The following is a 24,195-nucleotide window of genomic DNA, read 5'->3' as shown; positions in this document are numbered from 1 at the left end:
GTCGACGCTCTTGGGTGGCAGCGGCACGTCCTGGTCGGCGGGAAGAGAGTCACCTTGTTCAGATCTTGTTTACTCCCAACCATGGACTATTGGGTAAGTCCAGTCCTAGGATGAAGGCGACCGTACGGTTCGCGACTACCTGGGGGTGTCGAGATGAAGGGTTCACGCGTATTTCCGCGTGCTGCCAGCATTCTCCGCTCTGTCGTGATCGCAGGAGCCGGTATGGCAATCTGGATGGCACTCTCCGCAACAGCCGCGAATGCGGACAATGGCGCTGCGGATAACCAATCAATTCTTGGCGGAGTGACGTCCAATGTCTCCGCTGCTGTGTCGTCGGCAACAGGTGCCGTCGGGTCCGCGTCAAAAGAGGCTGTCCCGCAGGCGACGGCGCCCACCGTCAGCGTGCCGATCCCCAACGTGCCGCTTCCCGCGCCGGTCAAAGCAATAGTGCCCTCGAAACCGATATCTGTTCCGATTCCCGCGGTGACACCCATCGTGCAGCAGGTTGGGGGATCGGTCGACACCATTGTGGAGACCGTTCCAGTCGTCAACCACGTGATTCCGACTGGCCCAGCCGACACTGTTGTAGACGCGGTGGTTCCACCCGTAACCGGAACCGTCGACCAAACAGTCTCGGCAGTGGTCCCTCCCGTCAACGAAGCCCTGAAACCCGTTGCCCTGGAACCAGTCATCAAGGTGACCACCCCGATTGTTCAACCGATCGTGGACGTGGTGGACAAGGTTCTGCCGCCTGTTGCCCCCGTTCTTCCACCCGCGACACCGGTCCTTCCGCCACTGCCTGGAGGCGTCGGCACGTTGCTGCCCGAGCCGTCGGGAGACGCCGCGCCGGGCGTCGGCACCATTCCGGATCTCGGCGTCGTGAGCTCACCGAAAGCGGCGGCCCCGATCGGCGCCACAGCCCAGGCACCTGCTGCGGCAGGAACCGGACCATCTGCCCTCGCAGCTACTCCGAGCACCGCTAACCAGCCTTTCCAGACGCTGTCCATATCCCGTGTGCTCGGCTCTCCAAACACGGCATCGGCAGCCGGAGCAAAGCCGGTCAAAGACCCCACAGATTTGCCAGCTGGCCTCGAATCAGTGCCTGCAGGCCTCGCGGGTGTCGGCTCCGGCAACTCCCAAAACGGACCGCCGAGCCCCGCGGCAGCCTTCCTGCATGGCGCCCTGATCATTCCTGCAGATTTCCTTACTGACCTCGTCGTGGTCAGCGATGAACAACATCCCAAGCCGGTTTGTTTTGATCCCGGCTCCTCTCCTGACTAGTTCCCCAACCCAGCTGCGCTTCAGCGCGCGGCAGACGGTACTTCGGGCGATCCGTCAACGGGCGCCTCTGGGAACAAAACCTTCAGGAGAAGATCACAATGAACACGACTCTACGCAAGTGCCTCCTCGGCACATGCTTTGCCGGGGGCATGATTGTCCTCAGCGCTACAGCGGCCAACGCCGCAGACACCACCAGCGGTAAGGATGGGATCCTTTCCGGAACACAGGTGGTAGCGCCAGTAAAAGCGCCGGTCACCACTGGCGCAACCTCTCTGGGACTGTTGGGGGATTCAGCAGCTACGACGTCCGCGCCGGCAACTGCTGGAGGTTCGAGCGCTGTGCCTGCTGCCACCACCAACGGCTCCAACAGCATCGGTTCCGGGACGCAGGTAGTCGCCCCGGTCACGGTGCCCATAAACCTGGGCTCGTCGTCAGTGGGTCTGCTGGGGGGCTCCACTGTGGCGAGCCCAGCCACACCTGCCGCACCAGCAGCGGCAACAAGTTCGACGCCGGCCGCCGGGACCAGCGGTTCCGGCGGTATCGCCTCGGGAACCCAAGTGGTAGCGCCGGTGACGGCGCCCATCACGGTGGGGTCGACGTCGGCGGGCGTTTTGGGGGACTCTGCAGCCACCTCAACGCCGGCAGCATCCACACCAGCAGCATCAGCCCCTGCACCGGCACAATCGCCGGCGCAGGCAACAACGTCGGGGGGAGAGTCAATCGCATCCGGCGCTCAGGTGGTGGCTCCGATATCGGTCCCTGTTAACGTCGGAGCCACTGCCGTGGGTTTGGCTGGAGATTCCTCGGCGACGTCCGGTTCTGCCGGCACTGGTGGTGGGACTGCTCCTGCTGGGACGTCTTCTGGTGCTTCCACCAGTGGTTCTGATGGTGTTGGTTCGGGCACGCAGGTGGTCGCGCCAATTACTGCGCCGGTCAACGTGGGGTCCACGTCGGCTGGTGTGTTGGGTGATTCCTCGGCGTCCTCCGGTTCTGCCGGCACTGCTGGTGGGGGTGCTCCGGCTGGTACGTCTTCCGGTGCTTCCACCAGTGGTTCTGATGGTGTTGGTTCGGGCACGCAGGTGGTGGCGCCGATTACCGCGCCGGTGACTGTGGGCTCCACGTCCGCTGGCGTGTTGGGTGACTCGTCAGCAACGAACAATGGAACCAGCGGTGGGGGTGCTCCGGCTGGTACGACCGGTGGGAGCACCACTTCCGGCAACGACGGACTGCTTTCGGGCACTCAGTTGATTATTCCGATTTCGGCTCCTGTGACCGTTGGTTCCACGTCAGTGGGAGTCGGTGGCGGCTCGGTGGGCACTGTGAACCCGCCGGTCGTTACGCCTCCGGTTGTGAACCCGCCGGTCGTTACGCCTCCGGTTGTGAACCCGCCGGTCGTTACGCCTCCGGTAGTTAACCCTCCGGTAGTTAACCCGCCGGTTGTCACGCCTCCGGTAGTTAACCCGCCGGTAGTGAACACGCCGACCGTCAACCCACCCGCTGGTAGCAACACCTCGGCTTCCGGCATCACTGCAGGAGCAGGCACCCAGGCCGGCACCGTTGTAACCCTTGGTTCCACTCACGGCGCGATGACGCCGACGGCCTCTACCCCCGTCGGGAGCTCCAGCGCACTGGCCTCTACGGGCCTGAACGGCACCTTCGTCCTCTGGGCAGGAGCGATGCTCCTCCTGGGCCTCATCCTGGCCGCAGGTGGCCGCCGGAACGTGGCAGCCAACCGAAGGTAGTCCGCGGAAAGCAATCCCGCTTCGTATCCAGTTGTTGCGGCTTCGGCTCCCGGAGCCGCAACAACTGCGGGACACACTGCTGCGCTGATCCGCATTGCACAACGTAATGCTGACCCCTATCGCAGCTACCGCGGTCCTAGGATGAAAGGGATGACCAGGACTCAGACGAATCAAGCGTTCAGCCTTCGCAGCGTTGCCTTGCCGGCCTTCGGACCCGCACTGCTGTTCTGTATCGGTGAAGGGGCCGTCCTTCCGGTCATCGCACTCTCGGCGCGGGACCTCGGGGCGTCTGTGGCTGTTTCGGCCCTCATCGTGACGCTGATCGGACTGGGCTCCTGGATCTTCAACATTCCGGCATCGATCATCACGGAGAAGTTCGGCGAACGATGGTCGATCGTTGGTGCCGGAGTCCTGGGTGCCATGGCGCTGGGTGCGGCGGCGTTCGCACCGCAAATGGAGCACGGGCTCTGGTTGCTTGCCGCATCCATGACTCTGGTGGGTATGTCGGCCAGCGTCTTCAACCTTGCACGGCAGAAATTCCTGACAGAAGCGGTCCCGGTCCTTTACCGCGCGCGGGCACTATCCACGCTGGGCGGCGTGACCAGGATCGGCATCTTCATTGGTCCGTTTGTTGGCGCTGGCGTCATGCAATTTGCGGGCATCAGCGGAGCGTACTGGGTGGGCTTTGCGGGCATGATGGCGGCTGCGGCCTTATCGCTCACCATCCCGGATCTGGTGGCACCCGACGCGTCTGACGGCGGCCCTCGTCCCCCGGCGTCCACGTTGCGAAGCGTAGCGGTGTCCCATGCGGGGGTCTTCCTGTCCGTTGGTTTCGGGATCCTGCTGCTTAGCGCATTACGGGCCTCCCGTCAGGTGGTTATCCCGTTGTGGGCGGATCACCTGGGCCTTGATGCCACGCATGCTTCCCTGCTCTTCGGCCTGTCCGGGGCGATCGACATGCTGGTGTTCTACCCTGCCGGGAAGCTCATGGACAGGAAGGGGCGGCAGTGGGTGGCCATCCCGTCTACCGTGATCATGGGGTCGGCCCTGATCCTCATCCCGTTCACTGCCGGGTTCGTGCCGCTGCTGTTGGTTGCGCTGCTGATCGGATTCGGGAACGGCATCAGCTCGGGGCTCATTATGACGCTCGGTGCTGACTTTTCACCGGACAACGGCCGGAGCCACTTCCTGGGCATCTGGCGCTTCATCGCCGACTCGGGCGCGACCGGCGGACCGGTGCTCCTCTCGGGGCTGACGGCCGCCATGTCGCTGTCCGCAGGGATCTGGGCTACAGGCGTACTGGGCTTCGCAGCGGCAGTGGTGTTCGCCGTCGCGATTCCGAGGTTGAAGCACCGGCGCAACTACTGACCCCGCGTTGTTCGGTGACCCTCTTTGAATCGTGAGCAACCGTAGAACAACACCACAGGGTTGCTCTACGGCCGAACGGCGTCCCAAGAAGTCAGGAAGCCGAGCCCGCGGAAACAACCCGCGGCGTCTTCCACGCACGGTCTGGAACCCTGCCCGTGACCAGGGCAACGGCGATGACCAGCAGGACCAAGCCCCACGTCGCATTGGCAACGTCCAAGGACTGCCGCATCACCACGAACGGCGGAATGATGGCCAGCACGGTCCCGGCGGCAATACGCCACATGGACGGGCGTGCAGCACCGGGCGCGAGGGCTGTGCTGGCCAACTCCAACCGGACCAACGGAGTCGAGACCAGCAACACCAGCCCCCACGCTGCAACATAGAAGAGGGGACGGCTCAGCCACCATTCCGTGCTGGCGGGCTCGGGGAAGGGCAGTCCCAGGACCAAAGCAATCCCGAACATGGCGATGATCAAGGGCAGATGCCACAGATAGATGGTCATCGCCCGGCTGCCCACCACGAACATCACCTTCTGCACCCAGCCAACGTGCACGCAGCGCTGCAGGACCGGGTACAAAGCCTTCACCAGAAGCACATGCGCCAGGCCTACAAGAACGAGCGGAAACATCGGCGGATTCTGGCTGGTCAGCATGTCCACTGGGTAGGGGCCGGCGTGCGTGAGGGGCACCATGGCGAGATAGCAAGCAACGGCGGCCAGAACCAGCTTCCACCGGGCAAACCGGTCAAAGAAGCCGTCGGCGTAGAAGAAGCCCAGCTGTTGCAGCAAACCCCACACGAACACCATATTCATCAAGCCGATGGGATTTGAGTCGAAGCCCCAAGGATTCTGTTCCAAGCCCAGGCGAAGAACATCGACGACGACGGCGCCCGCGGCCAGCGCTGCGATGGTCCGGTACGGTGCCAACCCATGGAGTTTGGCCATCGTGGGCACCATGGCCTGGCAGATCAGGTAGGCAGCCAGGAACCACAGCTGGACTCCGGCGCCTGCAGCGATCACCGTGAGAAGGTCGGCCGGGACGCCCGCCGCCGTCGCGCTCCACAAAGCAATGGTGAGGAAGGCGTACAAGGCGACAGTGGGACGCACCAGTCGGAGCACCCTGTTCCGGAGGTAATCGCCGGCATCTCCGCCCTTACGTTGCAGGCTTCGCCACGAGGTGAGCGAAGCGAAACCGCCCACGACAAAGAAGAGCGGCATGACCTGACCGAACCACGTACCCTGCGCGAACCAGCTCAACGACGTCAGGGGATTGCCCACCCCGATGCCGGACTCGTCCACGCTGATGCCCATCATGAGCAGATGGACCGCGACAACGGCAAACATGCACGCGACGCGTATGAAATCGACGACGAGATCGCGGGATGCGGGAACGGGTGCCGTTGGGGCTTTGCGGCTTGGGCCAGGCCTGAGGGTGGAAGACATAGATGCTCCTGGGAAATCATTGTTTATCCATCGAGTGGATTAACTGTAACCCATGGATGGCTTCGAGTCGACGTCATTCCCCAGAAACCTGGATTCTTTCGGGTCAAGAATGGCAGGGCCGGGCGTAGCCTTAAAGAGGACCTCGCCCCCGATCACCGAGTGTTGCATCGGCGCACATGGCGCATTCCATGAATCCACCCCACCAATGAAGGGCAGTGCTGATAGTTGTGCACATTAAAGAATTCTGGAACCAGCTCTCACCGGACACCCAGCAATGGCTCATCGATAATCCGGGAACCATGATTGTGCCGAGGACGGTCACGGCGATCATCAATGGCGAGACGGGGGAGAGTGACTCCGTGGACGCCCATGGTGGCACGCAGCTCACTGACGAGGATCGGCAGTTCATTCACGAGCAGGCCAGGGCGCGCGGGCCCGTGTCGATGGAAGAACCCAAATTCTTCGACTCAGTGGGCCCGGAGGACTAGGCTCTAGCTCCTTCGCGGGCCGTCGCGGGTCGTCGAGGCGCCGGCCCCACGGCCTCTGGTGCGGTCGGCGCGAAGTGGTGCGCCGCCGTCGTGCGTTGAAGAGCCTAGCTCTTCCGCGCCGCCAGCCCGAAGAGCCAGGTGCCGCCCAGGGCGGACAGGTAGCCGGCGATCACAATGAAGGCCGTGCCGGCCCAGAAGTAGTCGATGGTGCTGTCAGTGCTCAAGCCGGGCATTACCTGCATCAGTGAGTAGGCGGCCACAATCATCGCCAGAGCAAGGGCGACAACAGTGAGCCAGACCCATAGCCTGGAGGCGGCCCAGTGTTCGCCGTAGCCCTTCCAAACGTTCCAGCTGCTGCCTGTGCGGAGGATGAGCCAACCGGCGGGGAGCATGACGGCGCCAACTACCAGGAAGGCTGCCACGACGTCGGCTGGACGATGCCACTGGTTGATGAGCGTGGAAACGCCGGTGGCCACGGCGAAGGAGCTGCCCAGGAACCCGGCAAGGGGCCTCCACCGGGGCGAAACCATGAGGAATACCGCGGCTGCAGCAGAGGCGGCGAGTGTGGTGTGCCCTGAGGGGAGTGAGTTCAGTTCCAGGGTCTGCACGCCGCGGTCGGGGCGGTCCGGAATGAGGAACTTGAGGATCTGGGTGGCAACGTTGGCGGCGATGCAGGCTGCCACGGCGATGCCTGCGGCTTTCCAGCGGCGGCGTGCGATGGTCACGAACAGCACCATGATGGCGGCGATCGCGAGGGACATCATGGGCAGCATGTCCAGGAATTCAGTTGAGGCCCTGCCGGCTGTTCCACCCAGGACGGTGGCTTCCACCAGCGCTGACTCGTCGATGAACTGGCCCATGGTGGTGCGAACAAAGAAGTAGTACGTCGCGGCCAGGCCCACCACGCTGGCGATCGTGGCCAGGATAAATAGGAACCCGGTTCCGATGCCTGCGTTGCGTTGCTGAAGCGGCCGTTTGCTCGACCTCCCGCTGGTGCGGAATTGCTGGGAACTCATTCTGTCTAGGGTGCCACAGTTCTCTGGACAGCCCGTGTGAGTTCGCCCTGCGCGTGGCGGGGCAAAGTGAGGTGCGTGCAACATTCCTGTGACGCTTGACACGTGTTAGGTGACGGGTTTACGCTTCCTAACACGTGTTAGGGAAGGAAATCTACATGTCGGGAACCAATGGGGCTTTGCGTCAATTCACACGCAGAAGTGCCCTCACAGCCCTCGGCGCCGGAATTGTTGGAGTAACCGCGGCGTCGTGGCCGCGCTTGACCGGGACGGACATTCCGGGCCGCGGTGACAACAGCCTCAGCATCGCCATCATGGGCACCGCCGCAGACGCCGCAGCCCGCCAGAAAGTCATCGACGCTTTCGCCAAGGTCCACCCCGAAATCAAGGTCAAGGTCCAGGCGATCCAGGCCGTGGATTGGAAGGACTTCTTCACCAAGATCCTCACGATGGTGGCCGCAGGGACTCCGCCGGACGTGGTCTACGTCGCCACCGAAGGCGCCCAACTGTTCGCCGAAAAGCTCGCCCATCCACTGGATGAGTACCTGCGGCGCGATGCAGCGGACATGAAGGAGTACTTCGAGGACGTCCACCCCAGCCTGGTGGAAGCGTTCATGTACAAAGGCAGCCTGTTCCAGCTCCCCATCGACTGGAACGCCGCCAATATGTACTACAACACCACTGCCCTCAGGCAAGCGGGACTGGAACGCCCCTCCGACAACTGGACGCACACCGACTTCCGCAGCACCCTCGCTGCAATGAAGAAGGCAAATCCCAAGGACTTCACGCCGTACTACTGGACCAACCGCCTCTTCGGCGGTGTGGTGCCGTGGCTGTACGCCAACGACACCAGCTTCCTCAAGGAGACCAAGTCCCCGGGCGGCGAGTGGCTGTGGGACGGCTTCTACGCCAATGATCCCTCGCGGAGCCTCCGCTCCGGCGGCTACCAATGGCTCGAACCCAACGCCGATGATCCCAGGGTCTTCGAATCCTTCGACTACCTCCGCGGCCTCGTCAAGGACGGGCTCGGCGTGCGGCCCGAGGAGGGCGGCGGCAGCGCGCTGATCGGCCTGTTCGCGTCCAACAGGATAGGCACGACGCCGGCAGGCGGCTATTGGGTCCAAGGCCTCCACGAGGCCGGGATGACTGAAAACGACTTCGACGTTCAGTTCTTCCCCAAATGGCGGACCCAGCGGCACCAGTTCGGCACGGCCGGGTACGCGATCATGAAGACCGCCAAGGACAAGGACGCTGCCTGGGAATGGGTGAAGTTCAGCTCCAGCCTCGAAGCCATGCGGATCGTGTTCCCCACCCCGAACACCACGCCGGCGCGGCGTTCCATGGTCAACGAGCAGCTCTACGCAGGAACTGGTCCGCAGAACTGGAAAGTCTTCTACGACACCCTGGACAGGTTCCCCACCACGGGGCCCATCCCAGCGCCACCCCAGCAGGCCGCCGTCGAAACCGCCCTCATGAAAAACGTCAGCCTGGCCGTCAGCGGAGATGAGCGCCAACTCAAGGATGCCCTCACCTCGATGCAGCGCGACCTTGAACTTGCCCTGAGGAGGCAGCCATGAGCACCGCAACCAGTACGCCTACGGGCACGGGGAGCGAACCCGGTCGTCGCCTGGCCGCCCATAAGCACGGTCAAGGACCCAAACGCGGACGAGTGCAACAACGCTGGCTGCCATGGGCCTTCCTGGCTCCGACCATCGTGGGCATGGGTATCTTCACGCTGCTGCCGATTGTCGCCTCGATTGCGCTCGCCTTTTTCCGCTGGGACATCATCTCCGCACCGACATTCGTGGGCTTCGACAACTTCGCCGAAGTAGTCCAGGACCCAACAGTCAGGGTCTCGTTCCTGAACACCATCGTCTTCGTCGTGGTGGCAGTGGCCCTCCAGCTCGGACTGGCATTGGGCCTGGCGATCATGGTGCAGGAGAAGCTCCCCGCCTGGCTCAGGGTGTTCTTCCGCTCAGCATTCTTCTTCCCGCTGATCCTCTCCGCGGCGTCGGTATCGATCTTCATGCGGTACCTCTTCAACGAACAATTCGGCGTCGTGAACTGGTTGCTGTCCATCGTCGGCATCCCGGCGGTCCCGTGGCTGACGACGCCAGGTGGGTCTGCCGCCGTCGTGATTCTTGTCTATGTCTGGCAGAACTTCGGGTTCTCGTTCCTGCTGTTCATCGGTGGCCTGGCCTCAATCCCAGTGGAGACGTACGAGGCCGCGTCGATCGACGGTGCCACGGGTTGGCGCAAGCACTGGTTCGTCACCCTGCCGCTGCTCAGCCCCACCACCCTGGTGGCCTCGGTCATGGCGATCATCAACGCGCTGCAAGTGTTCGACCAGCCGTATGTCCTCACCCGTGGCGGGCCCGGCGACTCAACGCGCACTGCCGTGATGGTGATCTTCGAGTCCGCCTTCCAGCGCCTCGAGTTCGGCCAGGCCTCGGCGATCGGCGTGATCCTGACGCTGATCATTATGGCCATCACCGCCGCGCAATTCCGGCTCAGCAAACGATTCGTCTTCTACCAGTAAGGCCCGCCATGACCACCATCCAAGAACGTGTCACCACCACGGCGCCCGTAGTCACGCGGAAGAAGCGCGACTGGTCAGTGGCTGTCCGCGTCATCGTCTTGCTGATCGCGTCCGTCTTTGTCCTGGGTCCGGTTTTGTGGACCCTGTCCACCTCGCTGCGGCCGCCGTCGGAATCCTTCAAACTGCCGCCGGCGTTCCTGCCGCTCAACCCGGACCTGACCTCCTACGAGCAAGTGTTCAAGCAGCTCAACATCGTGGCGCTGGTGGTGAACAGCGCGTTGGTGACCGGCCTGATCGCGGTGGGCCAGATGATCACGGCAGCCTTGGCCGGCTACGCCTTCGCCCATCTGAAGTTTCGCGGACGCGGGGCGCTGTTCTCCATAGTGCTCGCCACCATGATGGTGCCTGCGCAGGTCACGATCGTGCCCGTGTTCATGCTCATCCGTGGCGTCGGACTCTCGGACACGCTGCTGGCACTGATCATTCCGGCCATCCCGACGGCGTTCGGCACCTTCCTGATGCGCCAGTACTTCATGGGGTTGCCGGGTGAGCTCGCTGAAGCGGCAGCGATCGACGGCGCCTCGCCGTGGCGGACCTTCCGTTCCGTGTATGCGCCGCTGGCGATGCCCGGCCTGGCGATCGTGGGCATCCTGGCGTTCAACTTCCACTGGAACGAGTTCTTCAGGCCACTCATCATGACCATCTCCGAGCAGAACTTCACCCTGCCGCTGGGCCTCGTCTCACTTCAAGGCAACCTCGGCACGGGAAGCATCTCCGTGGTCCTGGCCGGTGTTGTCCTCTCCATGATTCCCGCGTTGGTGGTGTTCATGTTCGGCCAGCGCGCGCTGCAGGACGGACTCACCGCAGGCACGGGCAAGTAATTTCTTCTTCATCGTTTTGAAAGGGGTTCCGTTGACGGACCTTGCACTCTTTTCCTCTCTGTCTCTGGCGGCGACGCATCCGGATCCGGCCTTTCCACGCTTCCACCCGCGTCCGGCCCAGGGGTGGATCAACGATCCCAACGGCATCAGCTACATCAATGGCCGGTACCACGTGTTCTTCCAGTTCAACCCCTTGTCCGCACGGCACTCGCAGATCCAGTGGGGCCACGTCAGTTCCCCGGATTTGGTGCGCTGGGAGGAGCACCCTGTGGCACTTGTGCCGCAGTCCGGTGGACCGGATTCCGCAGGCTGCTGGACGGGTGTGGTGACCTTGGACGATGGCGTGCCCACCGCTTGCTATTCGGGTGTTCAGGACCACGGCGGCCACTCGCAGGTGGTCATTGCCCGGGGTTCCTCGGACTTGGTGACGTGGGAACAAGACGGCCATGTCGCTGCGTCCATGCCGGCGGATCCGCTGGTGACTGCTGTGCGCGACCCCTTCCTCTTCCACTTCAACGGTGCCCGCTACGCCATGCAGGGGGCCGGCCTCTCCGATGGCCGGGCGGCCTTGTTGCTGTACACCGTGGAGGACATGAATGACTGGAAGTACCAGGGGATTTGGCTGACTTCCGCTGATCCGGTGGCCGCTGAGCATACTCCTGCTGAGATCTGGGAGTGCCCCCAGCTGGTGGAGGTGCCTGTCGTTTCGGGTGGCTCCGCGTGGGTGATGATGTTCTCGCTGTGGCTCTCCGGCGACGACCACGAGCACGCCAATGGTGTGGGGCACTTGATCGGCTCTCTTTCCGCGGATCCTGTGTCGGGGTTGCCTGTTTTTGTGGCTTCCTCCGGTGGGAAGTCCGACTTCGGCCGCGACTTCTATGCGCCGCAGGTTGTGCAGCTGGCTTATGGTTCGGCTGATTCCGAGCCAGCCGCGTTGTTGTGGGGATGGGCCAATGAAGGGCCCGGCCGTGACGGACGGCGAGGCCGCACCCAAGACGAAATTGACGACGCCGGGTGGGCGGGTGTGTTGACGCACCCCCGCGTTCTGTCCGTGGTTGACGGGGCGTTGGCAGTTGCTCCTGCGGCGGAAGTTCTCGCGTACCGGGGTGAGACCGTGACCGTGGGGGCTGTGGGCTCGGTGAGTGTTCCCGCTTATGCCGAGGTGTTGGTGAAGGGTTCCTCGTCGTCTGCGGTGGGTGTCGGTGTCGGTTCCGGTGCCGGTGTCGGTTCCGGTTCCGTGGAGCTGCTCCTGGGCTCGGGTGCCAAAGCGCAGGTGGTCTACTCCGGCTCCTTAGCCGCGGGGGAGGAGCTTCGGATCTTCATCGACGCATCCCTCGTGGAGGTCTACCGTGCCGGTTCCGTGGCCACCACGCTCCGCGCCTACCCGGCTCCGGGCGAGGAATGGCAGCTCACTTTGCCCGACGGTGCAACTGCCGATGTGTGGAAGTTGAGCCTTCCCGCATAGGCGGCAGGCCGGCGTCGCCCATTCGTTGCGAGGCCCACTCTGCAGGGTTTGGGTGTGTTTTGGGGTGTTGTGCGGGCCTCGCAACGTGGGGGGTTTGTGTTGTGGGGCCCGTTGTGCAGGGTTTGGGTGTGTTTTGGGGTGTTGTGCGGGCCTCGCAACGGTCTAGCGGGTGGGGGCGGGGCCGGTCGATTCCCGGGTCACGAGGCGGCAGGGGACCATCGTTTCGACGGCGGTTCCCTTTCCCGTGGTGTTGGTGCCCTCGATGGCGTCGAGCAGCGAGGTCATGGCGGCCCGGCCGATCTCACGCAGCGGCAAGGCCATGGTGGTGAGCGCGGGGACCATGGTGTCGGCGATCCGGGTTTCGTCGTCGTAGCCCATGATGGACAAATCCTCGGGAACGCTGAGCCCCAGCCGTGCGGCAGCGAGGGCTACCCCGACGGCCAGGCGGTCGTTGGCACACATGATGGCCGTGGGCCGATCAGCCGGGGACACGCCGTCGAGCAGTTTCATGGCGCCGCGGAAGCCGGCGTCGATGTCCCAGCCGGCCATGAAAATCCTGTCGTTCCTGACTGGGGCATTGGCTGCTGCGTGCGCATCCCGGTAACCCTGAACGCGCAGCGGCGCCGCGGGGGAGTCCTCGGATCCCGCCAGGAGCGCGATGTCGGTGTGACCGAGTTTCAACAGGTGCTCCGTAGCCTCCCGACCGCCGGTGACCTCGTCAGGAATGACATGGTGCAGCTGCGGTTGGGGGTGGGCGTCGTAGCAGTTGGCCAGCACGGACGGAACGCGGAGCATGCCCTGCGGAACCTCGATCGGCTTCAATCCCACAGTCACATACATGAGCCCGTCCACCTGCCGGTCAAGGAGGGTCTCGATGGCGCTCGCATCCCTGGCAGTGTCGCGCTCGGTGTCCATGACGACCGTGACGAACCCGCGGCTGCGGGCAATGTCATCCGCGCCGCCGATAATGTTGCCGTCGAACGGGCTGACCACCACTTCGTCAGAGACAATGCCGATGACCCGCGAACGTTGGTTTCGCAGGCTGAGGGCAATCGCGTTGGGGGAGTAGTTCAGCTCCAGCGCTGCGGCGCGGATCCGGTCCTGGCTCTCCTTCGCCACATTTCCATCGCCGCGGCCGTTCAGTACCAACGAGACCGCGCTCCTGGACACACCCGCCCTTTTGGCGACATCCAGTGCAGTGGCCTTGCGGTTCATGGAGAGCGTCCTTCCGTCCTTTGTCAGCAGTCTACCTAACGCGTGTGAGGTTTCCCTGGGGCGCTAGGTGGAGATGGACGATCCAAAGGACGACATCATGCTTTGCATCATGTTGGACGTCCAGATCCCAGCGACCACCATGCTGACCACAAAGACGCCGATGGTGATCCAGACAGGCAACAGTCCGCGCTTGGGCGCCACCTTGTTGACGATTACAGAGCGGCCAATCACGTAGACCGGCGCACTCAGGAACGTCCACGCCCAGTGGAAAGGACGCACGACGCCGGAACGCGCCAATCGCTGATAGTCCAGGTACGCGAAGAACACCGAGAGTCCATAGATCACGAGGCTCGAGGCCATGAGCAGGAAGTACCCCGGCGTATAGATCGAGAAGGGGTCCACGGTGGTGACGCCCTGCCGGGTGGTGATGACACGGAACTCCGGCTGCCAGGTGAGCATGAACAACACCGAGACCAGCGGCATCAACGTGGTGGCCCAAATGAAGGGGTTGTACACCGGTGTTTGATCGCTGATCCGGGAACGCGGAGCCCTGAACACAGGCCGATATTGCACCTGCTGCGGAGCCTGGTTGGCAGTCCAGGCGTGCCCGTCCCACCAGCGGACGAAGCGCGGGTCTGAAGGGTCCGGGTACCAGCCGGGAGGCGTCGTGGAACCGGGCATTGATTGAGTCATTTCTCCCCCACATTGAGTCGTCTTCCGAGAATATCGCGATTGCCGTCTCTCGGTTGCCATGTGCCCCTCCCCAGTCACTGTGTGGTGGTGTAAGAGTGGAACATGAGCTTCTTCGATGACCTCCCCGGTCCCGCTGAGCGGCCACGTCAGCCGCAGCAGCTCAGACCTGGCTGGTCCGGGCCGCCGACCGACGAACTACCGGGGGTGGTTCCACTGGGCGCGTTCCTCTACAGCAGCCCCAGGATGGTGGTGGCGCTGAAACTGGTGGAGGTCTACACCACCGGGTGCCTGCTGGACCTGGTGTGGTCGATTCGCCGGGGCAATGAATCGGGCCAGGAATGGCGGGAAATTCTGGAGGTGAGCTTCAACCATCCACGCTCCAGCCTGGATACCAGGACCGGCCTGCAGCTGGGTGTGGCCCTTTCCGATGGAACAAAGGCAGCGGCTGCCATTCACGGACCGTCCTCATTCGAAAATTCCAACGACGTCACAGGACCTGTGCTCACCACCCTGGGCGGCGGCGGAGGAAGCAACAACGACGAACATACGCAGTTCACAGGCCGCTACTGGTTGTGGCCTTTGCCCGTTGAAGGGGACACCCAACTTGTAGTCCGCTGGGATGCCTTGGGAATCCCCGAGAGTTCGCTCGTCCTCTACGGTGAGCAATTGGCTGAAGCGCTGGGCAGGGTCCGGAACTACTGGTCCGAATAGGTTTTCCACATAGCCTGATTCGCCTGTCATTGCCGCACCGGGCCGCCGGTACAGTGGCAACATGCCTGCACTTCCCTCACTCGAAGAACTCCTCGACTCCGCCCACGTGGTCACGCTTCCCATGCGCGTCAAGTTCCGCGGAATCATGGAGCGCGAGACGCTCCTGGTTCGCGGACCGCTCGGCTGGGGTGAATTCTGCCCCTTCCCGGAGTACGACGACGACGAGTCCTCCCGCTGGTTGGCCGCCGCCGTTGAAGCCGGCTGGCTTGGATTCCCCGAGCCCTTGCGCCAGCGCATTCCCGTCAACGCCACGGTGCCCGCAGTGGCCGCCGAGCGGGTTCCGGAGGTCCTTGCGCGGTTCGGTCGGGTGGATGCAGTCAAAATCAAGGTTGCCGAACGCGGTCAGGAGCTGATGGACGACGTCGCGCGGGTACAAGCAGTACGTGAAGCACTCCCCGACGCTGCCATCCGCGTGGACGCCAATGGGGGATGGGACGTCCAGCAGGCAGTGGAGGCCCTGGGCAAGCTCTCCGCCGTTGGCCTTGAGTACGCCGAACAACCCGTACCCAGCATCGAGGGACTGGCTGAAGTGCGGCGCCGACTGGCTGCCGCGGGAATGCCAGTCCTCATTGCCGCCGATGAGAGCGTACGAAAAGAAGACGACCCCCTTCGCGTGGCCAGAGCCGGTGCCGCGGACCTCATTGTGGTCAAAGTTGCGCCGCTTGGGGGAGTGCGGAGAGCTTTGGACATCGTGGAGAGGGCAGGACTCCCCGCCGTCGTCAGTTCTGCGCTGGACACCTCGGTAGGCATCCGCGCCGGGCTCGCGCTCGCGGCAGCGCTGCCTGCTCTTCCCTACGCCTGCGGGCTGGGCACCGTTTCGCTGTTTGCCTCGGACATCACGCTGGATCCACTGGTGGCCGACGACGGCGCCATCCGGTTGCGTGACACCGTCGCCGATCCAGGGCTGCTTGAGCAGTACGCGGCACCCGGGGAACGACGGGACTGGTGGTTGGACCGCCTCCGCAGGGTGCACACCGTCCTGGCGGAGAACCGGCACGGTTTGTTCACCGGTTCTTAACCAGAGGGACCTCTCAGATTCGGATTCCGCTGAAAGGCTCAGCGGGAACCTCGTACACACTCTGGAAGGTCCCCCATGTCTGAAACCACCGGACGCTCGTTCCCGCTGCTCCCGATGCTCGGCCACACCAAAGGCAAGCGCAGTGCCGTGACCTGTGCGCTCAAGTGTGACAACGCCTGCGCCGGCGATGTCTGCAACACCAGCGCCAACGGCTACTTCCGCGACATCGCCTCAACCGCCATGTCCCGCCGCGCCGCCCTGGGGCTGGGGGCCGCCGGTGCGCTCGCCGTCGTTTTTGGTGGTGCAGTCACTGGTGCTGATTCAGCTGTTGCCGACTCTGGGAACGGTCTCTCCGATGCCGCGAAGAAGGGCTTCGACAAGTCCAAGCTCAAGTTCACGGCAATCAAGCCGGTGGACGCCGCCGTCGATGCTTTCACCGTTCCTGAGGGCTTTGGCTGGAACCCGATCATCCGCTGGGGCGATCCTCTCTTCGCAGACTCCCCGGCCTTCGACATCACCAAGCAGACTGCAGCGGCCCAGGCCCGTCAGTTTGGATACAACAATGACTACACGGACATCCTCCCGATCCCCGATTCCAAGGATCGCCGCGCAGTCCTCTTCACCAACCACGAGTACACCAACGAGAACATCATGCTTCCGGTGGGCTTCGATGCAGCCGAAGCCCGTGCCATCGGCCGGGCCGCCCACGGTCTCGCAGTGGTGGAACTGGAGCGCAAGAACAAGAACAAGCCCTGGAGCTACGTCCAGGGCGCTGCCCTCAACCGCCGTTTCCTCACGGACACCGTTTACGAACTGACTGGCCCCGCCGCCGGTACAAACCTGGTGAAGACCATCGACGACCCCGCCGGCAAGTGGATCAAGGGCACTTTGGGCAACTGCTCCGGCGGCACCACCCCGTGGGGCACCATCCTCTCCGGTGAAGAGAACTTCAACGGCTACTTCGTGACGCCCGGAACCAGTGATGCAGACAAGCGCTATGGACTGTCCTCGAAGGCAACCGCCCGTCAGTGGGAACTGGACGAACAGCGGTTCGACACCCGCAATTCCGGCTACGCCAACGAAAGCAACCGCTTCGGCTGGATCGTGGAAGTCGACCCGTACGACCCCACCTCCACCCCGCGAAAGCACTCAGCAATGGGTCGTTTCAAGCACGAAGGCGCCAACGTGATCGTTGCCCCGAACGGCCACGTGGTGGCATACATGGGCGACGACGAGCGTTTCGACTACCTCTACAAGTTCGTCTCCAAAGGCAAATACCAGGCAGGCGACTCCAAGGCTGCCCGAAAGAACAACATGGGTCTGCTGTCCGAAGGCGATCTTTACGTTGCCCGCTTTACCGGTGATTCACCGGCAGCGGAGATCGACGGCACGGGCAAGGTTCCCTCAGATGGCGCCTTCGATGGTTCCGGCGAGTGGCTGCCCCTGGTGGTGGGTGGCGTTTCGGCAGTTCCCGGCATGTCCGTTGCTGAAGTGCTGGTCTACACCCGCCTGGCAGCTGACAAGGTTGGCCCCACCAAGATGGACCGCTGCGAAGACGTCCAGCCGAACCTGGCCACCGGCAAGGTCTACGTGGCCTGCACCAACAACTCGGACCGCGGCAAGGCAGGCAAGGAAGGCGCCACGGAGGTCAACCCGCGCACGCTGAACCGTGACGGCCACATTGTCGAGATCACCGAAGGCAAGGACCAGGTTGGCACCAAGTTCAACTGGACCCTGCTGCTGGTTGCCGGCGACCCCGCCAAGAACACCTCCACTTACTTCTCCGGTTTCCCGGGAGACAAGGTCTCGCCGATTTCCTGCCCGGACAACGTGGCGTTCGACTCCGTTGGCAACCTCTGGATCTCCACCGACGGCGCCCCGTCCACCATCGGCTACAACGACGGCCTCTTCAAGGTGACCCTCGAAGGCCCCGAGCGCGGCAAGGTTGAGCAGTTCCTCGCAGTACCCCGCGACGCCGAGACCTGCGGCCCGATCGTCCACGACGAAGAGCGCACCGTATTCGTCGCTGTCCAGCACCCGGGTGAGGAAGGCACGTTCGACGCGCCGCACTCGTACTTCCCGGACTATGTTGCTGCAGGCGCCCCCGTCCCCGCCGGTGCTGTCCGGGCCCCGCGCCCCGCGATCGTGCAGGTCTTCCGTAAGTAGCGCCTGCCCTTTCCGATCTTTACGACGGTGAATGCTCTCCCTCCCGGGGTCCCCGGGGCGGGGAGCATTTCGTTTCCCACATGCTCTGTCACGTCCCGCGTGGGGGTGGAAGGTGAGAGGGGGTTGGCTGTTTGGGGGTGGAAGGTGAGAGAGCGTTGGGGGAGCGCCCGCGCCAATAGACTGGAACGGTGACTTCCCAGGACTCTCTGACATCCATCGCTGCCGCCCGGATCGCCGTTACGGCACTGCTCGACGGCGGTGTGCGGCACGCGGTGGTGGCGCCGGGTTCCCGGTCGGCGCCGATGGCATATGCCCTCGCGGAAGCTGAAGCCGCGGGGCGTATCCGCCTCCACGTCCGGATTGATGAACGCGACGCCGGGTTCACGGCACTGGGGCTGGCCCTGTCCACCGAAGCGCCCGTCGCGGTGGTGACCACATCCGGTACGGCTGTTGGCAATCTCCTGCCAGCCGTCATGGAAGCCAACCACTCCGCAGTCCCGGTGGTCGTGGTTTCCGCGGACAGGCCCGAAGAACTCCACGGGACCGGGGCCAACCAAACCACCATCCAATTGGACCTTTTCGGCGACCACGTGCGGTTCGCCGTCGACGTTGCTGCGGGTGATCACCCCCAGAAGGCTGTTGCCACCGCACTGTACGCAGCCACCGGCGCCCTCGAGGACACCCCGCCCGGTCCGGTCCAGGTGAACATCGCCTTCCGTGATCCGTTGGTTCCTGCTGACGGCGATGCGCTTCCGGAGGCAACCGGACACGGCGTGTTCCATTACGACGCCGGACCCCAGGCGCTGGACCTCCCGGCGGCCTCGAGCGACTTGCCGGAGCGGCGCACCGTGGTCCTGGCGGGACACGACGCAGGTCCCGTGGCCGAAGCCTTTGCCCGCGCCCATGGCCTGCCGTTGCTCGCGGAACCGTCGTCGAACGCACGATTCGGCCCCAACGCCGTAGGACCGTACCGGGTGCTGCTGGAACATTTCGGGCCCGGATCGCGTGCCCCGATCGAGAGGGTGGTCCTGTTCGGCCGGGCAACCCTGTCCCGCCCCGTGGCGTCGTTGTTGGCACGCGAATCCGTTGAGTCAGCCATCTACCAACCAGTCCCTGTGGCGTGGTACGAAGCCGGCCGCCGCCGCGAAACCGCACTCGAAACGCTTCCCGAGCTCGCAGAATTCGCCGGCCGCGGCTCCGCGGAGTGGCTCGACTCCTGGCTCCTCGCCGGAGCCGCAGCCCAACATGGCCTGGACGGAGTGCTGGCAGGGGAGGCTCTTGCGAACGGCCCATCCGTGGGCGCCACAGTCTGGGAGCACGCCCGGGGACAATTGGTCCTTGGTTCTTCGAACGGCATCCGCGACGTCGACCTCGCCGGCCAACCCCACACCGCCCCTCTTGCCACGGTGTACGCCAACCGCGGCCTCGCCGGAATCGACGGCACGATCGCCACGGCAACGGGCATCGCATTGGGCAGCGGACGGGAAACCACGGTCCTTCTGGGTGACGTCACATTCCTCCACGACGCCGGCGGGCTGCTCCTGGGCCAAGGCGAACCGGTGCCCGATCTCCGCATTGTGGTCCTCAACGACTCCGGTGGCGCCATCTTCGCGCTCCTGGAGCACGGTGCCGTGGAAGACTCAGGCGCCTACGGCACCGCCGTCGAACGCCTCTTCGGCACCCCGCACTCAGTGGACATCGCGGCACTCGCGGCGGCATACGGCGTCGGGCACCAAACGGTAAGTACGACGGCGGACCTCGCCAATGCACTCACGTCGCCCCTCAAGGGGCGCACCATCGTGGAGGTGCGCGTGGACCGGGCGGGCTTGCGGGGGCTTCATGCGCGGATCAAGGAAGCCATCAGCGCTGCAGTGGGCCAGGTTCTCACCGCGGGCTGAACCCCTCGCAGAACTGCCACCCGCCCGCCGCGCAACCCAAACCCGCCCGCCGCCGCCACCCAACTACGTAGCAGTAACGCGAAAGGGAGGGCGGCACCCGGATATCCGGGTGCCGCCCTCCCTTTGGCGTGGCAAGCGAAGGAGCTAGGCTTCTTCGACTCCAATGTGCGTCGGATCCAGGACGCGGCGCAGGAATTCCTTGGTGCGGGGCTGGGTGGGGGCGCTGATGACGTGCTCAGCCGGTCCTTCTTCCACCACGACACCGGCGTCCATGAAGACCACGCGGTCTGCCACTTCGCGGGCGAAACCCATCTCGTGCGTGACCACCAGCATGGTCATGCCTTCCTGGGCCAGCTTGCGCATGACGGCCAGGACGTCGCCCACGGTCTCAGGGTCCAACGCGGAGGTCGGCTCATCGAAAAGCATGAGCTGGGGGTCCATGGACAGAGCGCGCGCGATGGCTACGCGCTGCTGCTGGCCACCGGAGAGCTGGTCCGGGAAACGGTCGGCGAGGTGACCCAAGCCAACGCGTTCAAGGTTGTGGCGCGCCACGTCCGAGGCCTCGGATTTGGAGCGCTTCAGGACCTTCATCTGCGAGATGGTGCAGTTGTCCAGGACACTGAGGTGCGGGAACAGGTTGAAGTGCTGGAACACCATGCCGACGCTCTGGCGCATCTTGTTGAGATCGACATCGGGGTCGGTGGCCTCGAACTTGCCCACGTTGATGGTGCCCGCGTTGGGCTGCTCCAGCAGGTTGACGCAGCGCAGGAGGGTGGACTTGCCTGAACCCGAAGGCCCGATCAGGCAGACCACTTGTCCCGGTTCGACAGTCAGCGAGATGCCCTTGAGGACCTCGTTGCTGCCGTAGGACTTGCGAAGGTCCTTGATGTCCACGCCCGCGGCGCGAACGGTGCTGTTTACGACGTCGTTCATGACTGTCCTGCCTATCGCTTCGTCCGCGCGGAGCGGCTTTCGAACTTCCGTGCCAGGAGGCTCAAGGGGATGGTGATGACCAGGTAGAAGGCACCGGCTACGAGCAGCGGCGTCAGGCCGGCTCCGAGGCTGGAGATACCGTCGCGCCCGAACTTGGTGAGCTCGTACTGGGAGGCTGTGAGGCCCAGGACGTAGATCAGGGAGGAATCCTTGGTGAGCAGGATGATCTCGTTGGTCAGTGGCGGCAGGACGATCTTGAACGCCTGGGGAATGACGATGGAAACCATGGCGCGCCAGTGCGGCATACCCAGTGAACGGGCTGCTTCCATCTGGCCCTTGGGGACCGCCTGGAGGCCTGCGCGGAGGGTTTCAGCGATGTACGCCGAAGCCACCATGCCCAGGGACACCATCACCACGATGTTGACGTCCCACTGGACGCCGAAAGCCAGCGGAACACCGTAGCCGAAGGCGATGAAGACCAACAGCGCGGGAACGCCGCGGAAGAACTCGATGTACCCCGTTGCGAGCCAGCGGTACAGCGGGAACGAGGAAAGCTTCATCAGGGCAAGCAGAAGACCGCCTGACAAGCCCACCACGAATGCCAGTGCCGTGTAGATGAGGGTGTTCTTGAGGCCCACCAGGAAGATGTCCGGAAACATCGGCCCGATCTTGGCGAAGTTGAAGACGCTGGTGCCAATCGTCTTCCAGTCCACAGCAAGGATCACTGCGGCCACGGCCACGACGAAGATTCCGGCCTGGACGTACAAACTGACTTTGGCTCGTTGACGTGCAGTCATTGCCATGGGGTTCTCACATTCATGTTGCGCAGGTGGGCCCCGAAACAACGTGTCGTTTCGGGGCCCGCCTGCGTGGATCTCGGGAGCCGGGGCTCGGACTACTTGGTGGCTTCGCCGAACCAGGTGGTCTCGAACTTCTTCAGGGAGCCGTCGTCGGTGATGCGCTTCAGCGTGGCGTTCACGGCGTCCGTCATGGCGGTGTTGCCCTTCTTGATGGAGATGCCCAGCTTCTCGCCCGTTGCGTAGTCTTCAACGCGCTTGAGGTTGGAGTCGTCCTTGATGGCGTAGCCCAGGACGGACTGGTTGCCGATGGCTGCATCGATGGTGCCGGCCTTGAGGGCCTGGACCAAAAGGCCGGAATCCTCGAACTGCTGGGCGTCGATTCCCTTGTCCTTGGCGTACTGGGCGCCGGTGGTGGCCTGCTGGACGCCCACCTTCTTGCCCTTGGCGCCATCGATGTTGCTGATGCCCGAGGATGACGTGGCCACGAGGGTCAGGTCGTCGTCCAGGTAGGGAGTGGAGAAGTCCATGACGCTCTTGCGGACGTCCGTGATGGAAATCGAGGAGATGGAGACGTCGCAACCGGTCAGTGCGGTGCCGGTCTCGATGGCTTCGAAGGAGCTGTCCACCACGTTGAGTTCGGCCTTGACGTCCTTGGCGACCTCGGCGGCGATGTCCATGTCGAAGCCGACGATCTTGCCGTCCTTCTGGAATTCGAACGGCTCGTAGGGGACGTCCGAGCACACCGTGAGCTTGCCGGCATTGATGAGCTTGAGGCCCGAGGCATCCGAGGCAGCAGGGGTGGATGAGCCACCGCATGCGGTGAGGGCCAGTGCGCCGGCTGCGAGCACGGCGGCAATCTTGGTGCCGGACAGAACCGAACGGGAGATCTGCATGTTGTTTACCTTTTGTTGCGGTGGATGCTGAACTGAGTCGGTTTTAGTGTAGCGCCGAACGTGAGATGTGCATCACAGGAAACGAAGTTTCACTATTGGATAACAAGTTTACCCACTTATCAACTGCAAAAAGGGAGGTGCTGTCTGGAATCCCAGATTCAGCGACGGATCCCCAGTGCTTCGAGCATCGGCCGGAACTTCGCCCACGTTTCGGCCAGTTCTGCCTCCGGCTGCGAGCCCTCCACAATGCCGCAGCCCGCGTACAGGCGCACCGTAGTGGCGTCCTCGATGACCGCACCGCGTAGTGCGATGCCCCATTCGCCGTTCCCGGCGGCATCGAGCCAGCCGACCGGTCCTGCATAGGGACCGCGGTCCAGGTGTTCGAGCTTGCGAATCAACGCTCCGGCAACCAGGGTCGGGGTTCCGCACACAGCAGCCGTGGGATGCAGCGCATTGATCAAGGCCAAGCACGTAGGGACGTGACCCTCAATGTCGGCCAGCTCCGCCTTCACGTCCGAAGCCAGATGCCACACATTGGGCAGCTCAAGAATGAAGGGTTCGCTGTGGGAGTTCATCGCTTCAGAAAAGGGCGCAAGCTGCCGCGTCAGGGAATCAATGGCGATCTCGTGCTCATGGCGTTGCTTCTCGGACCCAGCCAGGACGCGCTCGGCGTATTCCATGGGGGAGCCGTCCATGCCATCGGCATCGCGGCGATCCAAGGTCCCTGCCAGCACCCGGGCCTGTGCCGTTCGGCCCTCCACCTGGATCAGCATCTCGGGCGTCGCGCCCACCAAACCGTCCACGCCGTACGTCCAGCATTCGCGGTACCTTGCGGCCAGCTGGCGGAGTACCTCTGCGGCGTTGACGCCCTCAGGAAGGGTCGCGACGACGTCCCGCGCCAACACGAGCTTCTCCAGTTTTCCGGCGCGGATCTCCTCGACCCCATTGGAAACGGCCTGCATCCACGCGGCCTCGCTCAGGGAACCATGGCTGAGGTAACCGGCGGAACCGTCCGCGGCAACAGCCGCAGGTGAGGGCCCGACGTCGGACCCTCCTGCCGCTGGATCGTCGCCGTTCGGATCCGGTTCAGTGAGCCAGCGGTTCACGGAGGCGAGGACGCCCGCTTCGGTGAGGGGGCCGTCGTCGAACGTTAACTGGGTGGCCCAGGCACGGCCATCGCGCATGCCAACCACCAGCTCGGGGAGGATCAGGCGGGACACGTGCGGGGATGTCTTGGAGAAAGCAAACGAGCCGAAAGCGACCGGACCGGTGCCCGGAAGCTCCACCTGATCCGTGATGTCGGCCTCAAGAATGAGGTGCCGCCACCAGATATCGGCCTCAAGGAAACGCTCAGGCCCGGTGGCGTTGAAGCGGGTCAGCTCCCCGTATCCCACCAGGCCGGCCTCTCGCCGGGACCAGCAAAGAACGTCGTCCCGGACCAGAAACGACGGCAGCCCCCCGGAGGATGAATCAACATCGAGGGGGACTGTCAAGGTGCGGAGCGTGCTCGTCATGATGGAACAACAGTACTCCCGCGGACAACCAGAATCTGAGCCGACTTCTACAGCGCAGCAAAGTCGGTGGAATGTC

At 63.8% G+C, this 24,195-nt stretch carries 22 protein-coding genes; 12 read left to right on the top strand and 10 right to left on the bottom strand.

Annotated features, from left to right (window positions below; all coding sequences use genetic code 11):
* Positions 1-222 precede the first annotated feature (222 nt).
* Positions 223-1,281 (top strand): hypothetical protein, encoded by a 1,059-nt coding sequence (locus QF015_RS07820; RefSeq protein ID WP_429388192.1) that lies wholly within the window; start codon positions 223-225, stop codon positions 1,279-1,281.
* Between the two features lie 82 nt (positions 1,282-1,363).
* On the opposite strand, the gene QF015_RS07815 is transcribed toward QF015_RS07820, so the two are convergent.
* The gene (locus QF015_RS07815; protein ID WP_429388190.1) at positions 1,364-1,933 is read right to left on the bottom strand and encodes a hypothetical protein; all 570 of its coding nucleotides are present in this window, start codon (positions 1,931-1,933) and stop codon (positions 1,364-1,366) included.
* Between the two features lie 81 nt (positions 1,934-2,014).
* Entirely contained in the window at positions 2,015-2,521 is a 507-nt protein-coding gene (locus QF015_RS07810; protein ID WP_429388188.1) for a hypothetical protein, read from the bottom strand.
* Positions 2,522-2,750: 229 nt separating this feature from the next.
* On the opposite strand from QF015_RS07810, the gene QF015_RS07805 reads away from it, so the two are divergent.
* Both QF015_RS07805 and QF015_RS07800 read left to right on the top strand, forming a co-directional pair.
* The gene (locus tag QF015_RS07805; protein WP_429388186.1) at positions 2,751-3,023 is read left to right on the top strand and encodes a hypothetical protein; all 273 of its coding nucleotides are present in this window, start codon (positions 2,751-2,753) and stop codon (positions 3,021-3,023) included.
* 150 nt (positions 3,024-3,173) lie between these two features.
* Positions 3,174-4,391, top strand: coding sequence for an MFS transporter (locus tag QF015_RS07800; protein WP_429388184.1), 1,218 nt, complete (start codon positions 3,174-3,176; stop codon positions 4,389-4,391).
* A 91-nt stretch (positions 4,392-4,482) separates the two neighbouring features.
* Here QF015_RS07800 and QF015_RS07795 read toward each other — a convergent pair whose 3' ends face one another.
* Complete coding sequence (locus tag QF015_RS07795) at positions 4,483-5,832, bottom strand: acyltransferase family protein (protein ID WP_429388182.1); 1,350 nt, start codon at positions 5,830-5,832, stop codon at positions 4,483-4,485.
* A gap of 227 nt (positions 5,833-6,059) precedes the next feature.
* On the opposite strand from QF015_RS07795, the gene QF015_RS07790 reads away from it, so the two are divergent.
* A complete protein-coding gene (locus tag QF015_RS07790) occupies positions 6,060-6,320 on the top strand; it encodes a hypothetical protein (protein WP_310206459.1) in 261 nt (86 codons plus the stop codon).
* A gap of 104 nt (positions 6,321-6,424) precedes the next feature.
* On the opposite strand, the gene QF015_RS07785 is transcribed toward QF015_RS07790, so the two are convergent.
* Positions 6,425-7,438 carry a phosphatase PAP2 family protein gene (locus tag QF015_RS07785; RefSeq protein WP_429388180.1) on the bottom strand — a complete coding sequence of 338 codons (1,014 nt, stop codon included), beginning with the start codon at positions 7,436-7,438 and terminating at the stop codon, positions 6,425-6,427.
* 53 nt (positions 7,439-7,491) lie between these two features.
* Here QF015_RS07785 and QF015_RS07780 point away from each other — a divergent pair, with 53 nt between their 5' ends.
* Genes QF015_RS07780 through QF015_RS07765 form a run of 4 tightly spaced genes read left to right on the top strand, consistent with a single transcriptional unit; the run spans position 7,492 to position 12,218 of the window.
* The gene (locus tag QF015_RS07780; protein WP_310206455.1) at positions 7,492-8,910 is read left to right on the top strand and encodes an ABC transporter substrate-binding protein; all 1,419 of its coding nucleotides are present in this window, start codon (positions 7,492-7,494) and stop codon (positions 8,908-8,910) included.
* Positions 8,907-9,872: a carbohydrate ABC transporter permease gene (locus tag QF015_RS07775; RefSeq protein WP_310206452.1), complete on the top strand. Its 966-nt coding sequence runs from the start codon at positions 8,907-8,909 to the stop codon at positions 9,870-9,872. Before QF015_RS07780 ends, QF015_RS07775 begins: the two co-directional genes overlap by 4 nt.
* A gap of 8 nt (positions 9,873-9,880) precedes the next feature.
* On the top strand, positions 9,881-10,753 hold the full coding sequence (locus QF015_RS07770) for a carbohydrate ABC transporter permease (RefSeq protein ID WP_310206449.1): 873 nt from the start codon (positions 9,881-9,883) through the stop codon (positions 10,751-10,753).
* A gap of 31 nt (positions 10,754-10,784) precedes the next feature.
* The gene (locus QF015_RS07765) at positions 10,785-12,218 is read left to right on the top strand and encodes a glycoside hydrolase family 32 protein (RefSeq protein ID WP_429388175.1); all 1,434 of its coding nucleotides are present in this window, start codon (positions 10,785-10,787) and stop codon (positions 12,216-12,218) included.
* Positions 12,219-12,380: 162 nt separating this feature from the next.
* Here QF015_RS07765 and QF015_RS07760 read toward each other — a convergent pair whose 3' ends face one another.
* Positions 12,381-13,433: a LacI family DNA-binding transcriptional regulator gene (locus QF015_RS07760; RefSeq protein ID WP_429388173.1), complete on the bottom strand. Its 1,053-nt coding sequence runs from the start codon at positions 13,431-13,433 to the stop codon at positions 12,381-12,383.
* 63 nt (positions 13,434-13,496) lie between these two features.
* Entirely contained in the window at positions 13,497-14,126 is a 630-nt protein-coding gene (locus tag QF015_RS07755) for a DUF2510 domain-containing protein (RefSeq protein ID WP_429388171.1), read from the bottom strand.
* A 102-nt stretch (positions 14,127-14,228) separates the two neighbouring features.
* Between QF015_RS07755 and QF015_RS07750 the strand changes: the two genes are divergently transcribed.
* From QF015_RS07750 to menD, 4 genes are all read left to right on the top strand, one after another.
* Complete coding sequence (locus QF015_RS07750) at positions 14,229-14,837, top strand: hypothetical protein (protein WP_429388168.1); 609 nt, start codon at positions 14,229-14,231, stop codon at positions 14,835-14,837.
* A gap of 61 nt (positions 14,838-14,898) precedes the next feature.
* Entirely contained in the window at positions 14,899-15,915 is a 1,017-nt protein-coding gene (locus QF015_RS07745) for an o-succinylbenzoate synthase (RefSeq protein ID WP_310206433.1), read from the top strand.
* Between the two features lie 75 nt (positions 15,916-15,990).
* Positions 15,991-18,081, top strand: coding sequence for a PhoX family protein (locus tag QF015_RS07740; RefSeq protein WP_429388166.1), 2,091 nt, complete (start codon positions 15,991-15,993; stop codon positions 18,079-18,081).
* A 188-nt stretch (positions 18,082-18,269) separates the two neighbouring features.
* Positions 18,270-19,979: a 2-succinyl-5-enolpyruvyl-6-hydroxy-3-cyclohexene-1-carboxylic-acid synthase gene (gene menD / locus QF015_RS07735; protein WP_429388164.1), complete on the top strand. Its 1,710-nt coding sequence runs from the start codon at positions 18,270-18,272 to the stop codon at positions 19,977-19,979.
* Between the two features lie 144 nt (positions 19,980-20,123).
* On the opposite strand, the gene QF015_RS07730 is transcribed toward menD, so the two are convergent.
* From QF015_RS07730 to QF015_RS07715, 4 genes are all read right to left on the bottom strand, one after another.
* Positions 20,124-20,912, bottom strand: a complete 789-nt coding sequence (locus tag QF015_RS07730; RefSeq protein WP_310206424.1) for an amino acid ABC transporter ATP-binding protein — start codon at positions 20,910-20,912, stop codon at positions 20,124-20,126.
* Between the two features lie 11 nt (positions 20,913-20,923).
* Positions 20,924-21,715, bottom strand: coding sequence for an amino acid ABC transporter permease (locus tag QF015_RS07725; protein ID WP_310206421.1), 792 nt, complete (start codon positions 21,713-21,715; stop codon positions 20,924-20,926).
* A gap of 92 nt (positions 21,716-21,807) precedes the next feature.
* Positions 21,808-22,605, bottom strand: a complete 798-nt coding sequence (locus QF015_RS07720; protein ID WP_310206417.1) for an ABC transporter substrate-binding protein — start codon at positions 22,603-22,605, stop codon at positions 21,808-21,810.
* 158 nt (positions 22,606-22,763) lie between these two features.
* On the bottom strand, positions 22,764-24,119 hold the full coding sequence (locus QF015_RS07715) for an isochorismate synthase (protein WP_310206414.1): 1,356 nt from the start codon (positions 24,117-24,119) through the stop codon (positions 22,764-22,766).
* Between the last annotated feature and the right edge of the window lie 76 nt (positions 24,120-24,195).

It is taken from the genome of Paenarthrobacter sp. TE4293 (genome assembly GCF_050435325.1).
Taxonomy (GTDB): Bacteria; Actinomycetota; Actinomycetes; order Actinomycetales; family Micrococcaceae; genus Arthrobacter; species Arthrobacter nitroguajacolicus_C.
Note: the sequence above shows the minus strand (reverse complement) of the source record. Positions and strands in the feature narration are given on the sequence as shown.

Coding starts and splice junctions, on each gene's coding strand:
- QF015_RS07750 (WP_429388168.1), top strand. CDS start 14,229: ATGAGCTTCTTCGATGACCTCCCCGGTCCCGCTGAGCGGCCACGTCAG.
- QF015_RS07740 (WP_429388166.1), top strand. CDS start 15,991: ATGTCTGAAACCACCGGACGCTCGTTCCCGCTGCTCCCGATGCTCGGC.
- QF015_RS07800 (WP_429388184.1), top strand. CDS start 3,174: ATGACCAGGACTCAGACGAATCAAGCGTTCAGCCTTCGCAGCGTTGCC.
- QF015_RS07780 (WP_310206455.1), top strand. CDS start 7,492: ATGTCGGGAACCAATGGGGCTTTGCGTCAATTCACACGCAGAAGTGCC.
- QF015_RS07755 (WP_429388171.1), bottom strand. CDS start 14,126: ATGACTCAATCAATGCCCGGTTCCACGACGCCTCCCGGCTGGTACCCG.
- QF015_RS07775 (WP_310206452.1), top strand. CDS start 8,907: ATGAGCACCGCAACCAGTACGCCTACGGGCACGGGGAGCGAACCCGGT.
- QF015_RS07770 (WP_310206449.1), top strand. CDS start 9,881: ATGACCACCATCCAAGAACGTGTCACCACCACGGCGCCCGTAGTCACG.
- QF015_RS07820 (WP_429388192.1), top strand. CDS start 223: ATGGCAATCTGGATGGCACTCTCCGCAACAGCCGCGAATGCGGACAAT.
- QF015_RS07745 (WP_310206433.1), top strand. CDS start 14,899: ATGCCTGCACTTCCCTCACTCGAAGAACTCCTCGACTCCGCCCACGTG.
- QF015_RS07760 (WP_429388173.1), bottom strand. CDS start 13,433: ATGAACCGCAAGGCCACTGCACTGGATGTCGCCAAAAGGGCGGGTGTG.
- QF015_RS07720 (WP_310206417.1), bottom strand. CDS start 22,605: ATGCAGATCTCCCGTTCGGTTCTGTCCGGCACCAAGATTGCCGCCGTG.
- QF015_RS07795 (WP_429388182.1), bottom strand. CDS start 5,832: ATGTCTTCCACCCTCAGGCCTGGCCCAAGCCGCAAAGCCCCAACGGCA.
- QF015_RS07725 (WP_310206421.1), bottom strand. CDS start 21,715: ATGGCAATGACTGCACGTCAACGAGCCAAAGTCAGTTTGTACGTCCAG.
- QF015_RS07715 (WP_310206414.1), bottom strand. CDS start 24,119: ATGACGAGCACGCTCCGCACCTTGACAGTCCCCCTCGATGTTGATTCA.
- QF015_RS07730 (WP_310206424.1), bottom strand. CDS start 20,912: ATGAACGACGTCGTAAACAGCACCGTTCGCGCCGCGGGCGTGGACATC.